The sequence below is a fragment of the Pseudomonas sp. NLJ1 genome (assembly GCF_049486705.1).
GTDB classification, from domain to species: domain Bacteria; phylum Pseudomonadota; class Gammaproteobacteria; order Pseudomonadales; family Pseudomonadaceae; genus Aquipseudomonas; species Aquipseudomonas inefficax.
Map to the genome: position 1 here is coordinate 1048168 of NZ_CP137735.1, position 18106 is coordinate 1066273.

General features: G+C 63.4%; 19 protein-coding genes. 6 read left to right on the forward strand and 13 right to left on the reverse strand.

Going from position 1 to position 18106, the window contains the following annotated elements; translation table 11 throughout:
• Window positions 1–90: 90 nt before the first annotated feature.
• A complete protein-coding gene (locus R9B85_RS04645; RefSeq protein ID WP_112253048.1) occupies window positions 91–972 on the forward strand; it encodes an urea transporter in 882 nt (293 codons plus the stop codon).
• Here the strand turns inward: R9B85_RS04645 and R9B85_RS04650 are convergent.
• The gene (locus R9B85_RS04650) at window positions 884–1624 is read right to left on the reverse strand and encodes an RHS repeat-associated core domain-containing protein (protein WP_112253049.1); all 741 of its coding nucleotides are present in this window, start codon (window positions 1622–1624) and stop codon (window positions 884–886) included. The genes R9B85_RS04645 and R9B85_RS04650 overlap by 89 nt on opposite strands.
• 150 nt (window positions 1625–1774) lie before the next feature.
• Between R9B85_RS04650 and R9B85_RS04655 the strand changes: the two genes are divergently transcribed.
• Together R9B85_RS04655 and R9B85_RS04660 are read left to right on the forward strand one after the other, a co-directional pair.
• Window positions 1775–2596 carry an ion transporter gene (locus tag R9B85_RS04655; RefSeq protein ID WP_215521098.1) on the forward strand — a complete coding sequence of 274 codons (822 nt, stop codon included), beginning with the start codon at window positions 1775–1777 and terminating at the stop codon, window positions 2594–2596.
• Window positions 2597–2813: 217 nt separating this feature from the next.
• Window positions 2814–3815 carry a sulfate ABC transporter substrate-binding protein gene (locus R9B85_RS04660; RefSeq protein WP_046615020.1) on the forward strand — a complete coding sequence of 334 codons (1002 nt, stop codon included), beginning with the start codon at window positions 2814–2816 and terminating at the stop codon, window positions 3813–3815.
• Window positions 3816–3939: 124 nt separating this feature from the next.
• On the opposite strand, the gene R9B85_RS04665 is transcribed toward R9B85_RS04660, so the two are convergent.
• The gene (locus R9B85_RS04665) at window positions 3940–4866 is read right to left on the reverse strand and encodes a class I SAM-dependent methyltransferase (protein ID WP_112253249.1); all 927 of its coding nucleotides are present in this window, start codon (window positions 4864–4866) and stop codon (window positions 3940–3942) included.
• A 145-nt stretch (window positions 4867–5011) separates the two neighbouring features.
• Entirely contained in the window at window positions 5012–5908 is an 897-nt protein-coding gene (locus R9B85_RS04670) for a DMT family transporter (RefSeq protein ID WP_423770871.1), read from the reverse strand.
• A 134-nt stretch (window positions 5909–6042) separates the two neighbouring features.
• Here R9B85_RS04670 and R9B85_RS04675 point away from each other — a divergent pair, with 134 nt between their 5' ends.
• From R9B85_RS04675 to R9B85_RS04685, 3 genes are all read left to right on the forward strand, one after another.
• Window positions 6043–6480, forward strand: coding sequence for an Lrp/AsnC family transcriptional regulator (locus R9B85_RS04675; RefSeq protein WP_112253052.1), 438 nt, complete (start codon window positions 6043–6045; stop codon window positions 6478–6480).
• A 557-nt stretch (window positions 6481–7037) separates the two neighbouring features.
• Entirely contained in the window at window positions 7038–8570 is a 1533-nt protein-coding gene (locus tag R9B85_RS04680) for an NCS1 family nucleobase:cation symporter-1 (protein WP_112253053.1), read from the forward strand.
• 16 nt (window positions 8571–8586) lie between these two features.
• Complete coding sequence (locus R9B85_RS04685) at window positions 8587–9315, forward strand: aspartate/glutamate racemase family protein (RefSeq protein WP_112253054.1); 729 nt, start codon at window positions 8587–8589, stop codon at window positions 9313–9315.
• A 127-nt stretch (window positions 9316–9442) separates the two neighbouring features.
• Here the strand turns inward: R9B85_RS04685 and R9B85_RS04690 are convergent, their stop codons facing one another.
• The 10 genes from R9B85_RS04690 to R9B85_RS04735 form a co-directional block, all read right to left on the reverse strand.
• Entirely contained in the window at window positions 9443–10105 is a 663-nt protein-coding gene (locus tag R9B85_RS04690; RefSeq protein WP_112253250.1) for a histidine phosphatase family protein, read from the reverse strand.
• Between the two features lie 238 nt (window positions 10106–10343).
• The gene (locus tag R9B85_RS04695; protein ID WP_003254365.1) at window positions 10344–10682 is read right to left on the reverse strand and encodes an FKBP-type peptidyl-prolyl cis-trans isomerase; all 339 of its coding nucleotides are present in this window, start codon (window positions 10680–10682) and stop codon (window positions 10344–10346) included.
• A 74-nt stretch (window positions 10683–10756) separates the two neighbouring features.
• Entirely contained in the window at window positions 10757–11164 is a 408-nt protein-coding gene (locus R9B85_RS04700) for a GFA family protein (RefSeq protein ID WP_207878133.1), read from the reverse strand.
• A gap of 92 nt (window positions 11165–11256) precedes the next feature.
• Window positions 11257–12045: a PhzF family phenazine biosynthesis protein gene (locus R9B85_RS04705; protein ID WP_207878134.1), complete on the reverse strand. Its 789-nt coding sequence runs from the start codon at window positions 12043–12045 to the stop codon at window positions 11257–11259.
• A 50-nt stretch (window positions 12046–12095) separates the two neighbouring features.
• Window positions 12096–13034: a 2-hydroxyacid dehydrogenase gene (locus R9B85_RS04710; protein WP_112253058.1), complete on the reverse strand. Its 939-nt coding sequence runs from the start codon at window positions 13032–13034 to the stop codon at window positions 12096–12098.
• Between the two features lie 462 nt (window positions 13035–13496).
• Window positions 13497–13916 carry a hypothetical protein gene (locus tag R9B85_RS04715; RefSeq protein ID WP_112253059.1) on the reverse strand — a complete coding sequence of 140 codons (420 nt, stop codon included), beginning with the start codon at window positions 13914–13916 and terminating at the stop codon, window positions 13497–13499.
• Between the two features lie 12 nt (window positions 13917–13928).
• Entirely contained in the window at window positions 13929–15116 is a 1188-nt protein-coding gene (gene ccmI, locus R9B85_RS04720; protein WP_112253060.1) for a c-type cytochrome biogenesis protein CcmI, read from the reverse strand.
• Window positions 15109–15597, reverse strand: a complete 489-nt coding sequence (locus R9B85_RS04725; protein WP_003257333.1) for a cytochrome c-type biogenesis protein — start codon at window positions 15595–15597, stop codon at window positions 15109–15111. The genes ccmI and R9B85_RS04725 overlap by 8 nt, the downstream gene beginning before the upstream one ends.
• Entirely contained in the window at window positions 15594–16130 is a 537-nt protein-coding gene (locus tag R9B85_RS04730; RefSeq protein ID WP_023663391.1) for a DsbE family thiol:disulfide interchange protein, read from the reverse strand. The genes R9B85_RS04725 and R9B85_RS04730 overlap by 4 nt, the downstream gene beginning before the upstream one ends.
• Window positions 16127–18100 carry a heme lyase CcmF/NrfE family subunit gene (locus tag R9B85_RS04735; RefSeq protein ID WP_181457375.1) on the reverse strand — a complete coding sequence of 658 codons (1974 nt, stop codon included), beginning with the start codon at window positions 18098–18100 and terminating at the stop codon, window positions 16127–16129. The genes R9B85_RS04730 and R9B85_RS04735 overlap by 4 nt, the downstream gene beginning before the upstream one ends.
• Window positions 18101–18106: the final 6 nt, after the last annotated feature.

Consider the following 18106-nt stretch of genomic DNA (forward strand, 5'->3'; position numbering starts at 1 on the left):
GCCCTCCCAGAACCCTGAAACACCAAACCTGCGGAAAACCCGAGGCCCAAAGAGGCCCACCGCTCCCCATCAACCTCACTGACTGCCCCGATGTACACCAAAAATTTCGTCAACCCGTGCCCCGACTGGGCAACGGCGTTACTCAACGGCTTCAGCCAGGTACTGCTGCTGCGTAATCCCCTGTGCGGCCTGTGCTGCCTGCTGGCCATCCTGCTGACCGCGCCCAACCTGGTCGGCGGCGCCTTGCTCGGCGCCCTGGCCGGCCTGCTCACCGCCCAGGCCCGCGGTTACGACCGTGCCGACCGCCAGGCCGGCCTGTACTGCTACAACGGCGTGCTGATCGGCATCCTGATCAGCGCCGTGCTGCCCTGGTCGGTCATCCTGCCGCCACTGATCATCGCCGCTGGCGGCCTGTCCAGCATCATCACCCACCAGTGGCGCAAGCGCGGCGGCAAGCTGCTGATCGCCTACACCGCACCCTTCGTGCTGCTTGGCTGGGCCGTATTGCAGATCGCCAGCCCCTCGCCCAGCGGCTTCGTCGAAGCCGACCCGCTATACGCGCTGGCGCGCGGCGTCGGCCAGATCTTCCTGCTCGACCAGCCACTGGCCGGTCTGCTGATCATCATCGGCATGTTCATCGCCAACCCTTATGCGGCCATGTGGGCAGTGATCGGTTCGGCCATCGGCGGCGGCGTGGCACTGCTTGCCGACCAGGCGCAAGCCGCGTGGCTGGGCCTGTACGGTTTCAACGCCGCGCTGGCGGCACTGGCGTTCAGCAGGCAAGGTGAAAAGCCGTGGGTAACGCTGCTGGCAATTACTATTGCGCTGATATTGCAGCCGATACTCAACTTGCTACCAGTTTCCGGCTTGACCGCTCCCTTTGTTATCGCCTGCTGGCTGATGCACCTTGGGGTGTATCTGAAAAACCAGCACCACGGCCCCCTTCGCGCACGTCCTGAACAACGGTATTGAGTGGAGGATCTGTGTATATGTTGCCCTTAGCAAGAGGCCGTCGCGCCCCGTCCAAGGTCACAATAGAATGCTCGAAGTTTACTTTGAGCTTTTTGAAACCCGTTGAGAATTCTATCGCGGAGCTGCTAGCCCCTTCCCTCCAGGCGATATAGAGATTTTTTCTGGCCAAATATGTACCTGGGGCCAAACTCGAAGTTTCCGTTGAAGAGGCATCTACAGAAAATCCGGTAGCAGTCCTTGTGGCTTTGAAGGTGGTGGCGCTTGGTCCTTCGACACGGATGATTGTAATTGCCTGATTTTCCTTGAGCATCTTGAGAAGCGGCTTGAGACGCTTCTCTGGGAGCCTGTGCAGCTTAAGCAGTGCTCTTAAGCCAGTGCCTTTTCTGCCGCTTGGGTCCACCTTGTTCACCGGATCGCCACTGCAATACATATACGCATTGATTCCACCCTCCGCGAACGGACTCAGCTCATCAGGCCTATTGAAACGCATCAACCGCGTGTTTAGCAGGCGATATCCGTTGCCCAATGGGTAGCTGTGTTCGCAGATATTGCGCCAATATCCGCAGAACCCGAGCAGCCGGCAGGCCCAATTCGATCGCTCATACCCGTATGGACCATATACAACCGGTTCTGCTCGAACGCGCTCGCTCATAACACCACCTTTCTGCAATTGGCCAATTGTCGTAGCATTCCTGGCTCCACGGTACTGGCAATTCTGTCAGGTGCTTTCGACCATTCTCACTTGTATGGCTATGGCGTGCCCCATAGTCTTAGTGCGACTACGTTTTTGGCCATCGTCTATATGTCCGACTCACAAAGCTTGCGCGAACGCCTCTACATCATGGTGTTTCAGACCGACACCGTAGCCGGCCGGCGCTTCGACAAAATCCTCCTGCTGATCATCCTGGCCAGCCTGGTCACGGTGATCCTCGACAGCATCGACGAGGTGCACCAAGGCTACGCCGGCCTGTTGGCAGGCATCGAATGGGGCTTTACCGCGATCTTCCTGGCCGAGTACCTCACCCGCCTGTACTGCTCTCCCAAGCCACTGCGCTATGCCTTCAGCTTCTATGGCCTGGTCGACCTGCTGGCGATCGTGCCGGGGATCATCGCGCTGTACTACAGCGACGCCCAGTACCTGCTGATTATCCGGGTGATACGGATGCTGCGGATCTTCCGCGTGCTCAAGCTCAGCCCGTACCTCAAGCAGGCGCACTACCTGATCGAAGCACTGCGCGGCAGCAAGCAGAAGATCATCGTGTTCCTGGTCACCGTTTCTACCCTGGTGACCGTGTTCGGTACGCTGATGTATGTGATCGAAGGGCCGGAACATGGCTTTACCAGCATTCCCAAAGGTATCTACTGGGCCATCGTCACCCTGACCACGGTGGGCTTTGGTGACATCGTGCCGAAGACGCCGCTGGGGCAGGTGATTTCGTCGTTGGTGATGATCATCGGTTACTCGATCATTGCCGTACCGACCGGGATCTTCACCGCCGAACTGGCCAATGCCATGCGCGGGGAGCAGTTGCAGCATGATTGCCCGACCTGCAGCAAGAAGAGCCATGAGCATGGGGCGGCATTCTGTTCCCGGTGTGGGAATGTGCTGTTTCCCAAGCAATGATGTCGCCTGTTCCGGCCCTTTCGCGGGTAAACCCGCTCCCACAGGATCACCACAGGCCCGAACCCTGCGCGGTCCCTGTGGGAGCGGGCTTGCCCGCGAAGAGGCCGGCACAGGCCGAAGCATAACCAAAGTCGTTTTTGTTCTTTAACCCGCGCAAACCCACCCGCTATAGTCGCTGGCAATCTGCCCCAATAACCTTCAAGAACAAGGAAGCAACGTGAAAAAACTCTTCACCGCCTCGCTACTCGCCGCAGGCCTTGCCCTGGGCAATTTCGCCCAGGCCGCCCCAACCTTGCTCAACGTTTCCTACGACGTGATGCGCGACTTCTACAAGGACTACAACCCGGCCTTCCAGAAACACTGGGAAGCCGAGCACAACGAGAAGGTCAACGTGCAGATGTCCTTCGGCGGCTCGAGCAAGCAGGCGCGAGCGGTGATCGATGGCCTGCCGGCCGATGTGATCACCATGAACATGGCCACCGATATCAACGCCCTGGCCGACAACGGCAAGCTGGTGCCGGACAACTGGGTGAGCCGCCTGCCGAACAACAGTGCGCCGTTCACTTCGGCCACTGTGTTCATCGTGCGCAAGGGCAACCCCAAGGCGCTGAAAGACTGGCCCGACCTGCTCAAGGATGGCGTACAGGTGATCGTGCCCAACCCCAAGACCTCGGGTAACGGCCGCTACACCTACCTGTCGGCCTGGGGCTATGTGCTCAAGCAAGGCGGTGATGAAAACAAGGCCAAGGACTTTGTCGGCAAGCTGTTCAAGCAAGCGCCGGTGCTGGACACCGGTGGCCGTGCCGCCACCACCACCTTCATGACCAACCAGATCGGCGACGTGCTGGTGACTTTCGAGAACGAAGCCGAAATGATCGCCCGCGAGTTCGGCCGCGACCAGTTCGAAGTGGTCTACCCGAGCGTGTCGGCCGAAGCCGAGCCGCCGGTCAGCGTGGTCGACAAGGTGGTGGCGAAGAAAGGTACCCAGGCCGCGGCCGAGGAATACCTGAAGTACCTGTGGTCGCCAGCCGCCCAGGAAATCGCCGCACAGAACTACCTGCGCCCGCGTGATGCGACGGTACTGGCCAAGTACACCGACCGCTTCCCGAAAGTGGACTTCCTGTCGGTAGAGAAGACCTTTGGTGACTGGCGCACCGTGCAGAAGACCCACTTCAATGATGGTGGGGTGTTTGACCAGATTTACACCAACAATCAGTAATTGATGTAAGCAGGTCCGGCCTCTTCGCGGCTAAAGCCGCTCCCACAAGTACCCCACAGCCCTCAGGTTTTGCACTGTACTTGTGGGAGCGGGTTTACCCGCGAAGAGGCCAGCAACGGCAACATCAGACCTGACGGAATACCAAAGCCTTCAAGCCCCCCGCCGGGTCCACGTCAGGAAACTCCGGTGGATTCTCCAGCCGCTCGACGAAAGCCAGCGACGGCGCCTGCTCCGCCATCCCCTCGATCAGAAACTCTGGCCCGATGCCCGGGTCGTTCACGCACGCCAGCACCGTCCCGCCCTCGCTCAACAACTCCGGCAAACGCCGCAGGATCTTCGCGTAGTCCTGGGTCAGCACGAAGCTGCCGCGCTGGAAGGTCGGCGGGTCGATGATGATCAGGTCATAAGGCCCGTACTTGCGCACCTTGCCCCACGACTTGAACAGCTCGTGCCCCAGGTAGGCCACCCGCGACGCGTCGTGGCCATTCAGGCGGTGGTTGTCGCGGCCCCGGGACAACGCCGACTTGGCCATGTCCAGGTTCACCACCTGCTCGGCGCCACCGGCAATCGCCGCCACCGAGAAGCCGCAGGTGTAGGCGAACAGGTTCAGCACGCGCTTGCCTGCCGCCTGCTCGCGCACCCAGCGCCGACCATAGCGCATGTCGAGGAACAGGCCGTTGTTCTGCCGCACGCCCAGGTCCAGCAGGTAGGTCAGGCCGTCCTCGACCACCTCGCGCTGCTGGCACGGCTCGCCCAGCAACCACTGGCCCGGGCTGTCGGGCAGGTAGCGGTGCTGGAGAAGGATGGCTTGACCAGTCCACTGTGGGCGCTCGGCGAGAGTACGCAGCATGGCCTCCAGTTCGGCCAGCTGGCCTTCCGCCGGCTCGCGGAACAGGGCAACCGACAGCACGCCTTGCAGCCAGTCGACGGTGACCTGCTCCAGGCCCGCCCAGCAGCGGCCCCGGCCGTGGAACAGGCGGCGGGTTTCCTGCGGGGCAGGGTCGAGGGCGGCGAGGAGGTGTTGCTCCAGAGTCTGGATCGGCGAAGTCATCATGGGTCGTAACTGGCAAAGAGCAGCATTCTACCTTGTGGGCCTCTTCGCGGGTAAACCCGCTCCCACAGGATCACCACAGGCCCGAACCGCGTGGAGCAGCTGTGGGAGCGGGTTTACCCGCGTAAGGGCCCGCAAGACCACCTCATTCCTCGGCCACAACCCGCGCTGGCCTGAACCACCACCCCTGCTGCATGCCCGCAGCAGCCAGCAGGATCAACGCTACCCCCAGCCACTGCAAAGGTGCCAACCGGTGCCCGAACGCCACCCAATCCACCAGAATCGCCGCAATCGGATAGATGAACGACAGTGCCCCGGTCAACGCCGTGGGCAAGCGCTGGATGGCGCTGTACAGCAACACATACATCAAGCCGGTGTGCACCATGCCCAAAGTCACCAGGCTGGCCAGCGCCGGCACTTCCCCCGGCAACCCGCCAAGCTTGACCCACGGTGCCAGCAACAGCACACCCGTGGCCACCTGGATCAGCGCGATCAGGTGCGGTGGGGTGCCGCTCAGGCGCTTGATGATCAACGCCGCGATGGCATACAGGAAGGCCGCCCCCAGCGCCAGCGCAATGCCCAGCAAATAGTCCCCACCACCACCCTGCCCCGCGCCATGGGCACTGACGATGGCCAGCATGCCGAGGAACGCCACGCTCAGCCAGGTGACCTTGGCCAGGGTGATCTTCTCGCCCAGGAACACTGCCGCCAGCCCCACCAACATGAACGGCTGCACGTTGTACACCGCCGTGCCGATGGCGATCGACGCCCGCGAGTAGGAGGCGAACAGCAGCACCCAGTTGCCGACGATGGCCACACCGCTGGCAATCGCCAGCAGGAACGCCGTGCGGCTGATCACCCCCGGCCGCAGGAAGCCGAACCCAGCACAGATCGCCAGCAAGGTCACGGCACCGAACACGCAGCGCCAGAACACCACCTCGAGCACCGGCTGGCCGGATACCAGCACGAACCAGCCAATGGTCCCGGAAATCAGCATGGCGGCGACCATTTCCAGCGAACCACGGCGCAACGAACTATCCATTTCACACCTCCTGTCGATGATGGCAACAGTATGCAAATGTTTCCGGGAGGCCTTCCAGCGGATATCGAAGGTGGATTTGCTGAACTACCTTTACTATCAAGGCAAATCATACGAACGACCTTATGAGGGTGACCATGACCGATGCCATCGACCAACTGCTGATCAATGCACTGATGGAGGATTCACGCCGTTCGCTCAAGGCCCTGGCGCAGATCAGCGGGCTGTCGGCACCCAGCGTCAGCGAACGCCTGCGCCGCCTGGAGGAACGCGGCGTGTTGCGTGGTTACACCGTAGAGGTCGACCCGCGCGCCTTTGGCTACCAGTTGCAGGCCATCGTGCGCATCCGCCCGCTACCGGGGCAGTTGCAGGAGGTGGAGCGGCAGATCATTGCGATTGCGGAATTCACCGAATGCGACAAGGTCACCGGCGAGGACTGCTTCATTGCCAGGCTGCATGTGCGCTCGATGGAGCAGCTGGATACCCTGCTCGACCGCATCAATGTACTGGCCGAGACCAACACCGCCATCATCAAGAAAAGCCCGGTGAAGCGGCGGTTGCCGCCGATGGATTGAGTTTTGCCTGTACGGTCCCCTTCGCGGGTAAACCCGCTCCCACAGCATCTCGACGGGCCTGAATGCTGTGGAATACTTGTGGGAGCGGGTTCACCCGCGAAGAGGCCGGCACAAGAAAAAGCTGACTATTTTTTGTACACAAGAATGTCACCATAAGTGCCGTTTTTGTGTGCACTTACCAAGATTACGCCCCATTACGTTACACACTTCCCACAACTTATTTTGACCAAACGATCAACTAAATCACCCTCGGAAAATTTAAACCTGTTCATTTGGTCAACTTATATTCCCTTCATTTCATAAACTTATATTTCAACAAGATAGATTCAAAATGATGGCCCGCTGAAAGTTGCTTCTCCCTTGGCATGGAACTCGCTTTTGTGTGTTCGTGTTTTGTATACAAATTGAGCAAAACATAAATACACAAGAACCCGCGACGCCGACCCAACATCGGCCGCCGCGCCCCAAACCTGAGATGCCAACGCTGCACCGACGAGATGGCGAGCCCGTGCGCATGCCCGCTCATCGCAGTCCACGTGCATCAGGAGCCCGCCGGAATGAGTACCAGCCTCGACCTTGCCCCTGAACTATCCGTCGCCAGCACCCACCCCGCTTCCCCTCTTGCCGGTCACCAGCCGGAACTTGCCCTGAGCCCGCGCCTGCACAACCGCGACCTCGCCCCGACACGCGTCGAGGGCCGTCGCTGGGGCGGCTACAGCATCTTCGCGCTGTGGACCAACGATGTGCACAACATCGCCAACTACTCGTTCGCCATGGGCTTGTTCGCCCTCGGCCTGGGTGGCTGGCAAATCCTGCTGTCGCTGGCCATCGGTGCGGCGCTGGTGTACTTCTTCATGAACCTGTCCGGCTACATGGGGCAGAAGACCGGCGTGCCGTTCCCGGTCATCAGCCGCATCGCCTTCGGCATCCACGGCGCGCAGGTACCGGCGCTGATCCGCGCGGTCATCGCCATCGCCTGGTTCGGCATCCAGACCTACCTGGCTTCGGTGGTGCTGCGGGTGCTGCTCACCGCCGTATGGCCGCAAATGGCAGCCTACGACCATGACAGCATCCTTGGCCTGTCGAGCCTGGGCTGGGTGTGCTTCGTGTCGATCTGGCTGGTGCAGCTGGTGATCCTGGCCTACGGCATGGAGATGGTGCGCCGCTACGAGGCCTTTGCCGGCCCGGTGATCCTGCTGACTGTCGCCGCCCTGGCGGTGTTCATGTACTTCAAGGCCGACGCCCGCATCGCCTGGTCGGTGGCCGAGCCGCTGACCGGCTACGAGATGTGGCGCAACATCTTTGCCGGCGGCGCGCTGTGGCTGGCGATCTACGGCACCCTGGTGCTGAACTTCTGTGACTTCGCCCGCTCCTCGCCATGCCGCAAGACCATCCGCGTCGGCAACTTCTGGGGCCTGCCGGTGAACATCCTGGTGTTCGCCATGATCACCGTGGTGCTGTGCGGCGCGCAGTTCCAGATCAACGGCCAGATCATCGACAGCCCGACCCAGATCGTCGCCGCCATCCCCAGCACAGCGTTCCTGGTACTGGGCTGCCTGGCATTCCTGATCGTCACCGTGGCGGTGAACATCATGGCCAACTTCGTCGCCCCGGCCTTCGTCCTCAGCAACCTGGCACCGCGCCACCTGAACTTCCGCCGCGCCGGGCTGATCAGCGCCACCCTGGCAGTGCTGATCCTGCCATGGAACCTGTACAACAGCCCGCTGGTGATCGTGTACTTCCTGTCCGGCCTGGGTGCCCTGCTCGGCCCGCTGTACGGGGTGATCATGTCCGACTACTGGCTGCTGCGCAAAGGCTGCATCAACGTGCCGCAGCTGTACAGCGAAGACCCGGCCGGCGCCTACCACTACACCAAGGGCATCAACCTGCGCGCGGTGGCCGCCTTCGTACCGGCTGCACTGCTGGCCATCGTCCTGGCCCTGGTACCCAACTTCCACGGCATCGCGCCGTTCTCCTGGCTGATCGGTGCCGGCATCGCCGCCGCCCTGTACCTGCTGATCGCCCCACGCAAACGCCATTACCACGACGTCAGCGGTGAATGCATCGCCGTTGACCACAGCAGCCACTGACCAGGGAGGACTACCCATGCGCATTCTGATCGCCAACGTCAACACCACCGAAGCCATCACCGAAGCCATTGCCGAACAGGCCCGTGCGGTGGCCGCGCCCGGCACCGAAATCATCGGCCTCACCCCATGGTTCGGTGCCGAGTCGGTGGAAGGCAACTTCGAAAGTTACCTGGCCGCCATCGCGGTGATGGACCGGGTGCTGGCTTACGAAGGCCCTTACGACGCCGTGATCCAGGCGGGTTACGGCGAGCATGGTCGCGAGGGCCTGCAGGAGCTGCTGAACGTGCCGGTGGTAGACATCACCGATGCCGCCGCCAGCACGGCGATGTACCTGGGCCATGCCTACTCGGTGGTGACCACCCTGGACCGCACCGTGCCGCTGATCGAAGACCGCCTGAAGCTCTCCGGCCTGTATGACCGCTGCGCATCGGTGCGGGCTAGCGGGCTGGCGGTGCTGGAGCTGGAAGCCGACCCGCAGCGCGCCGTGGAGGCGATTGTCGAGCAGGCAGAACGCGCCGTGCGTGACGACAAGGCCGAGGTGATATGCCTGGGTTGCGGCGGCATGGCCGGGCTGGACGAGCAGATCCGCCAGCGCACTGGCGTGCCGGTGGTGGATGGCGTGAGCGCGGCGGTGACCATTGCCGAATCGCTGGTGCGCATGGGCTTGACTACCTCCAAGGTACGTACTTATGCCACGCCACGAGCGAAGAAAGTGGTGGGTTGGCCGATGCGCTTCGGCCGTTAGGCATCCTTCGCCGGACCTGGCCTCTTCGCGGGTAAACCCGCTCCCACAGGGACCGCATTGCTCTCAAGGCCCGTGCAGTACCTGTGGGAGCGGGCAAGCCCGCGAAGAGGCCGGCAGAGGAAAACCATCAAGTCGGGCAGCTATGCGCACCATCATTCAAGCCCTGACGCACGTTGCGGCTGAGCAGGCTGGCCTTGCCGTCGTGCCAGGTCAGGGTGAGGACGTAGAGGGTATCGAAGTCGTCGCCGCCCCAGTCCTCGGTGATCACCCGCTCTTCACCCAGGGCCTTGCCAGCCACGGCATTGATCAGGTCTGGTAGGTAGCCGTGTGACCAGGCGGTGTACACGGTCGCGTTACGGTACTTGTCACGCAGCAGCTCTTCGGCCAGCGCGTCGGTGTCGTTGGCGCCATAGTCGATGTTTACCGGCAGGCCCAGGCGAATGGCGCTGGGGCTGATGGTCATCAGCGGGCGAATGTAGCTGTAGCTTTCGTCCTTGCTGCCTTCCTCGACATGCCGTGAGGGGTTGGCAGCGAACACGTAGTCGGCCTTGCCAAAGCGCTCGGGCAACACGGTAGCCAGGTCCAGCGCACGGTTCAGGCCTTGGCAGTTCAACTGGCCCAGCCCTTCGCCCGGCTTCTCGGCGTGGCGCAGGAACACAAGGGTCTGGGTGCCATCCACAGGTTGCGCCCGGCTTTCGACAGCCTCCAATGCCAGCGGTACAGCGACGGCCGTCAGCACCAGGCTCAGCAACCAGTGACGACGACGGCGGAAGAATGTTGGCAACTTCATCAAGGCAGGCTCGTGTGGCAGAAAAATCGGGTTGACCCGCCACATCACCCCGCCAACAGCACGGCAGGGCATCCTTGTAGTGAATGCCGTCCTTGGCAACGAGTGAGGGTGAGAGTGCCCTGAACCCGTTTGGTTCCTCCCTGGAGGTGGATGCCGTTCCCTAGGCAAGGCTTACATTAGGGGATGGGGTGTTGCTGAATTGTGTAGGGCGCAAGAACATCGGGTTGCAATAGGCCACTCAATCGTCCCGCGTCAGCACTTCCAGCAATTCGATCTCGAAGGTCAGATCAGAATTCGGCGGAATCGCCCCGACGCTGCGTTCGCCATAGCCCAGATGCGCAGGTACCAGCAGCTTGCGCTTGCCGCCCACGCGCATCCCCATCAGGCCTTGATCCCAGCCCTTGATTACCCGGCCGGTGCCAATCACGCACTGGAACGGCTTGCCACGTGACCAGGAGGAGTCGAACTCGCTGCCGTCGGCCAGCCAGCCAGTGTACTGGGTGGTGATCAGGGCACCTTTGACGGCGGCTTTGCCATCCCCCTCCACAAGGTCGATGATCTGCAGTTCCTGGCTCACGGGGCATCCTCCAACACTGGAAACAAAGCCGCCCTTTTCTCAGGTATGCAACGGTTTGGCAAGCCCGCTCTTGATCAGCCGAGCTGCTCGAAGGCTTCCTGGCCGGTCAATTCCTTGGTCTGGTTGGCGAAGCAATACCAGGCGGGTTTCTCTTCGACGAAAATCTGCAGGTCGAAATCCCACGCCTGGTCGCCGTCGAGCAGCCCGACCGGCACGGCGTGGAAGTCATTGGCCTTGAGCCGGTAGTACAGGTGGGTGCCGCACTGGCCGCAGAAACCGCGCTGGGCCCAGTCGGAAGACTCATACACGCTGGGCGCGCGCCCTTCGATCACCGGTGGCTGGCTGCAGTGCACCACCAGCAGTGGGCCGCCGGTCCACTTGCGGCACATGCTGCAGTGGCAGGCGCTGATATGGGTGTTGTCGACGGTGACCTTGAGCCGGGTGGCGCCGCACAGGCAGGTGCCGTGTTTTTCCAGGGCCATGGCTGGCTCCTTGAGCGGAAGATGGGCCAGCAAGTATAGACGCCTGTACCGGCCCCATCGCCGGCACAGGTAGCACAAGACAGTTGCCCAGGTCAGATGTACACAGTACCGCGCATGTACAGCGCCGCCCGCCCGCTGATGATCACCCGGCCGTTACCCGGCACCACGCACTGCAGCTGCCCTTTGCGCACCCCACCCTGCTCGCAGCTCAGCACGTTCTTGCCCAGACGCTCAGCCCATATTGGCGCCAGCGAGGTGTGCGCCGAGCCAGTCACCGGGTCTTCGTTCACGCCGACCCGCGGGCCGAACCAGCGGGTGACGAAATCAAAGCCACGGCCTGCCGCGGTAACAGCGATACCGCGAACATCGAAAGCCGAAAGCGCAACGAAATCCGGCTTCAGGGTGTCAAGCGACAGGGCGTCATCGATCACCACCACATAGTCGTCACTGCGGTACAGCGCCTGTGCCTGGCCAAGGCCCAGCGCCTGCAACAGGCCCGGCAGAATGTCCACGGCGACCGGCTGCTTGGCCGGGAAGTCCATGGCCAGCGAACCGTCGGCGTTGCGACTGACCCGCAGCTCACCACTGCGGGTGTTGAAACGCAGCACTTGGGCTTGCTCGCCCAGCTGTTCGAACAGCACATAGGCCGAGGCCAGGGTGGCATGGCCGCACAGGTCGACTTCCACGGTCGGGGTGAACCAGCGCAGGTCGAAGGTTTCGCCGTTGCGCACGAAGTAGGCGGTTTCCGACAGGTTGTTCTCTTCGGCGATGCGCTGCAGCACGTCGTCCGGCAGCCAGCTTTGCAGCGGGATCACTGCCGCCGGGTTGCCCCCGAACGGTTCGGCGGAAAACGCATCGACCTGGAAGATTTCAAGTTGCATGCCCACACTCCTTGTTGCCCGATCGCTGCCAGGCAGATGTATGAAAAGGGTTATTGGCTTACCGGCGTCAACACGGCTTCGCCGGCAAAGAACGCCTGCAGGTTGCGCAGCACCAGGGTCACCGTGTCGCGCGCTGCCTCCGGCGACTGGCCGGCCACGTGGGGGGTGAGCACGGTGTTGCCAAGGGCCTTGAGGGCATCGGGTACCGCCGGCTCGTCGTCGAACACATCCAGTGCTGCACCAGCCAGTTGGCCATGCTGCAGCGCGGCGACCAGGGCCTGGGTGTCGACCACGCTGGCACGCGCGATGTTCACCAGATAGCCCTCGGGGCCCAAGGCCGCGAGCACCTGTGCATCGACCAGGTGGTGAGTATTGGCACCGCCGGGGGTGGCCACCACCAGGATGTCGACAGCATCGGCCAGGTGCTGCGGGCTGTCGTACCAGGTGTAGGGCACATCCTGGCGCGGCGTGCGGCTGTGGTAGCTGACGGGCATGGCAAAGCCCAGGTGGGCACGCCTGGCGATGGCCAGGCCTACCGCACCAAGGCCGAGAATGCCCAGGCGCTTGCCGCTCACCGAAGGGCTGATCACCCGGTTCCATTCTCCCCGGCGGGTACTGGCATCGGCGCGAGGAATATCGCGCAACAACGCCAGCAGCAGGGCAAGGCTGTGGTCGGCGACCGCCTCCGCATTGGCCCCGGCGCCGTTGGTGACGGTGATGCCGCGCGCAGCGGCCGCGGCCAGGTCGACCTGCTCGTAGCCGGCACCGATCACGCAGATGATCTGCAGCTTGGGCAGAACGTCGATTTCGCTGGCAGTCAGGCCCAGCGGGCCGCGGGTGAGCACGGCATCGATTTCATCGGCATGGCGCCGGATGGCCTCCGCCCGCAGCTGCGGCGAAGGGGCACGGATCAGACGGTAGCCGGCCTGCTCCAGCATGGGCAGGTAGTCATCGACGGTTTCCACCAGTACCAGGACTGTCTTGTGCATGCCACCTCCGGGTCAGTTCGAGGCGACATTATGCGGAGTCACTGGCCAGTACAGTCAATCAGAAAATGTTTGTTGAACTGTACTGTATGGGCGGAGTGGCAGGGAGGCCGCGTGGGGGCTAGGGGTGCTTGGCGAAGGAGGTGCGATGCTAGTGAGATCGAGCGCCGCCCGCGCGGCGCTTCGCGGGACAAGCCCGCTCCCACATTTGTTGCAACGTGGCCATGTCTGTTGGAGAGGCGTTGCCAGCTTTGGTGCATGTCTTCAGACAGGTGGGGCGGCGGATGTGTCCACCTCGAGATCGAGTCGGGCCAACAAGGCGGGCAACCATGGCCTGACAAGTTCGGTACGTTGCAACAAATGTGGGAGCGGGCTTGTCCCGCGAAGCGCCGCGCGGGCGGCGCTCGATCTCACAGCCAGTACAAAACCAAAGGCGAGCCTCCAGCTCTCACCCGCCCCATTCAATTACTGGGCGAACGCGCGCCCCAGACCACCCGGCACACCGCTGCTGTCAGTTTCCTGCCACGGCCCGTCCGGGCTCAGCGACCAGCTCCAGCCGTTGTCGAAGCGGTAGTAGGTCCGCTGGCGGTAGAAGGTATTGGGCTTCTTCTCCAGCACATACACACCCAGCTTCGGGTCCCAATGGCTCGCCCCGCCAGGTGGCGGCGCGAAGCTGGCCGAGGTACGAGGCATCGGCTTGGGCGTGGCCGCAGGCTTGCTCGGCGCGGGGGCCGGCTGCCTGTCCGGCAAGGGCTTGACCGCCGGCCCCGGCCCTGGCGGCAGCCGCTCGATCGGTGGTTCGGGCTGCTCGTACGGCTCATGCACCGTACACGCAGACAAACCCAGGGCCAGGGTGATCAGGGTCAGGCGGACGATGCTGTGCATGGCATTGCTCTCTTACGGGTCGGGGCTGTCGATGGTCAGGTGCTGGATGGCCTGGGTGGCGCTGGGCAGTGGCGTGCCCTGGCCAATCCACTCGCCATGGGTTGGCTGGCCAGCGCGTGATACACGTGCAACGAGTTGGACTTCGGCAAAGTCCGACAGTTTCATCTGCGGCATCATGGCGTCGGCGTCGGACAACTCCACCTCGATCGGCAATTGCGCCACGGTCACCCGCTTGGCCGCCAGCGGCATGGGTGGGCCATTGCTGGCGCGGGCGAAGATGAACACCGTGTCATCCGGCTTGACCTTGTCCTTCAACGCCGCCGCCAGCTCCACGCGCACCTTCAAGCGAGCCGCCACGGGCGCCGCCTGCCCCGGCGATCCACCCAGGCGCTCGGCGGCGCGATCGATACCGCCCTGCAGCGCCGCTCGCGAGGCATCACCTTCCGGCAACTGCGCCAGCAGGCGCTTCCAGTAGTCGATGGCTTCCTGGTAACGCTCGCCCTCGAATGCAGCGATACCACGCAGGCCCAGGCTGGTCACTTCGTTGGGGTCGGCTTTCAGTGCCTCGTCAGTCAGCGCCTGCAGTTGCGGGCTCCATTTCTTGTCGGCCGCGAAGTACAGCGCCTGTGCCCACTGCCCGAGCAATTCGGGCTGGCGACCGGCCAGGTTCACGGCGCGCTCGAAGGTACGCGCGGCATCGGCGGGGCGCTGCTCGGCCATGTAGGCTCGGCCCAGGAAGTACACGGCCTCGGCGGAATCCGGCTGGGTCTGTACCACCCGTTCCAGGCGGGCAGTCATTTCTTCCATCGACTTGGGCGCCTCGGCAAACTCCTGGGTCAACTCCACCTTGTCGGCCGCGCCGAAATGCAGGTACAGCCCCAATGCCAGCAGCGGCACCAGCAGCGCCGCCAGCAACGGCAGGGCCTTGCCCAGATGCCCCTGGCGCGGGGCTTCAGCACCCTCGGTATCCGCCAGCAGCTCACGGCCGGCCTCGTCACGGCCCTTGGCCATCTGCGCCTCGTCGAGCACGCCGGCGGCCTGCTGGGCAGCCAGTTCGGCGATGCGCTCCTGGTACAGGGCCACGTTCAGGGCTGTACGGTCTTCTTCCTGCTGGCGGCCACGGCCACGCAGGATCGGGATCAGCAGGAAGCTGAGGGCAGCGAGCAGCAGCAGGCCCGCGCTAAGCCAGAATTCAATCATGGGTCTGTTCTTTTTCCAGCAATTTGGCGAGACGCTCGCGTTCTTCGGCGGACAACTCATTGGCGCCCTGCACGGCCGCACTGCGGCGCCGGCGCACGATCAGCGCCAGCACCACGAAACCACCAGCCAGCAAAATCCCCGGGCCGAACCACAGCAGCCAGGTACGCCCGCTGAGCGCCGGCTTGTAGCGCACGAAGTCACCATAGCGGTCGACCATGAAGTCGACGATCTGCTGGTTGCTCTTGCCCTCGCCGAGCATGCGGAAGATTTCCCGACGCAGGTCGGCGGCAATCGGCGCGTTGGAGTCGGCGATGTCCTGGTTCTGGCACTTGGGGCAGCGCAGCTCTTTGGTCAGCTGCTGGTAGCGCTCACGCTCGGCATCGTCGCGAAACTGGTAGGTGTCGATGGCCGCCTTGGCCACGCCTGCCAGGCTCAACCCCATGAAGAGCCCCAGCACGGCAGCTGCCAGCCCCCGCTTCATGGCTTGGCCTCGTCGACCAGGCCCTGGTACAGCGGCGCCAGCTGCTCACGCCAGACCGTGGCATCGACCACGCCCACGTGCTTGTAGCGGATGATGCCCTTGGCATCGATCAGGAAGGTTTCCGGCGCGCCATACACGCCCAGGTCCAGGCCCAGACTGCCCTGCTCGTCACGAATGTCCAGCTGGTACGGGTTGTGGAACTCGGCCAGCCACTTCAGGGCCGCCGCATTGTCGTCCTTGTAGTTGACGCCGTGGATCACCACGCCCTGCTGGGCCAGCTGGTTCAGGTACGGGTGCTCGACCTTGCACGACGGGCACCAGGTGGCCCACACGTTGACCAGTGCCGGGCGGCCTCGCAAGTCGGCCTCGGTCAGGGTACGGTCGCCCTGGGTCGAGGCCAGGGAAAACGCCGGGAACGGCTTGCCGATCATTGCCGAGGGCAGCTCGTCGGGCTTGAGGAACAGCCCTTTGTAGAGGAACACCGCCACCAGCAGGAATACCGCCAGGGGGACTACCATGATCCAACGCTTCATGCAGCTGCTCCAGACACGCCCAGGGCATCACGCACCCGGGTCTTGACCTTGACGCGATAGCGCCGGTCGAGGGCCGCCAGCAACCCGCCCAGGCCGGTCAGCAGACCGCCCAGCCAGATCCAGCGGACGTAAGGCTTGATATGCACGCGTACCGCCCAGGCGCCGTTCTCCAGCGGCTCGCCGAGGGCGACGTACAGGTCACGGGTGAAGCCGGCGTCGATGCCGGCTTCGGTCATCATCGACTGCTGCACGGTGTACAGGCGCTTCTCAGGATGCAGGGTGGTCACTTCACGGCCATCCCGGCTGACCACCACGGTGCCCTTGTCGGAGATGAAGTTCGGCCCTTCGAAGTGCCTGGCACCCTGGAACAGGAACTGGTACCCGCCCAGCTCGACGCTCTCGCCCGGTGCCATGCGCAGGTCGCGTTCGGCGCTGTTGTTGCTCGACAGCACCACGCCCAGCGCGCACACCGCCAGGCCCAGGTGCGCCAGCTGCATGCCCCAGTAGCTGCGACCCAGCCCGGGCAGGCCCTTGAGCAGGCCTTTGTGGCGGGTCTTGTCGAGGATATCGCGCAGCCCGCCAAGTACCACCCAGGCGGCCAGGGCGAAGGCGGTCAGGGTTGGCCAGTCGAAATCGTCAACGATAAAGCCCGCTACCGGCGCAAGGATGGCGCTACCGATCAGCACTGGGGTCATCATGCTGGCCAGCCATTTGCCGGGGGTGTCTTTCCAGCGCACCACCACGCCCACACCCAGCACCACCATCAACAGTGCCATGAGCGGCAGGAACAAGGCATCGAAATACGGTGGGCCGACCGACAGCTTGGCCCCGGTGAGCGCATCGAGCACCAGTGGGTACAGGGTACCGAGCAGAATCATCGACGCCGCCACCACCAGCACCAGGTTGTTGGCCAGCAGCAGTGTCTCGCGCGACCACAGGGCAAAGCCGACCTGGCTCTTGACCACCGGTGCGCGCAAGGCGAACAGGGTGAGCGAACCACCGACCACGAACAGCAGGAAGATCAGGATGAAAATGCCCCGCGACGGGTCGGCGGCAAAGGCGTGCACCGAGGTCAGCACACCGGAGCGCACCAGGAAGGTACCCAGCAGGCTCAACGAGAACGCGGCAATCGCCAAAAGCACGGTCCAGCTCTTGAACACCCCGCGCTTCTCGGTCACCGCCAGCGAATGGATAAGCGCCGTACCCACCAGCCAGGGCATGAACGAGGCGTTTTCCACCGGGTCCCAGAACCACCAGCCACCCCAGCCCAACTCATAGTAGGCCCACCACGAGCCCAGGGTAATACCGACGCCGAGGAAGGCCCAGGCAACGATGGTCCAGGGCCGCGACCAGCGCGCCCAGGCGGCGTCCAGGCGGCCACCGAGCAAGGCGGCGATGGCGAAGGCGAAGGCCACCGAGAACCCGACGTAGCCCATGTACAGCATCGGCGGGTGGACGATCAGGCCAAAGTCCTGCAATAGCGGGTTGAGGTCGCGGCCATCGGTCGGCACCTGCGGCAGCAGGCGCTGGAACGGGTTGGAGGTGATGATCAGGAAGCTCAGGAAGCCCACGCTGATCATGCCCATCACCGCCAGCACGCGGGCCAGCATCACCTGCGGCAGCTGCCGCGAGAACACCGAAACGGCGAAGGTCCAGCCGCCGAGGATCAGCGCCCACAGCAGCAGCGAACCTTCGTGGGCGCCCCACACGGCACTGAACTTGTAGTACCAGGGCAAGGCGCTGTTGGAGTTGCTGGCCACATAGGCGACCGAGAAGTTGTCGGTCATGAAGGCATGAGTCAGGCAGGCGAAGGCAAAGGCCAGGAAAGCGAACTGCCCCCAGGCCGCCGGCCGCGCCAGGCTCATCCACAGGCTGTCGCCACGCCAGGCGCCCAGCAGCGGCACGCTGGCCTGCACGACGGCAAAGCAGATGGCCAGGATCATCGCCAGCTGGCCGAGCTCGGGGATCACCAGCGC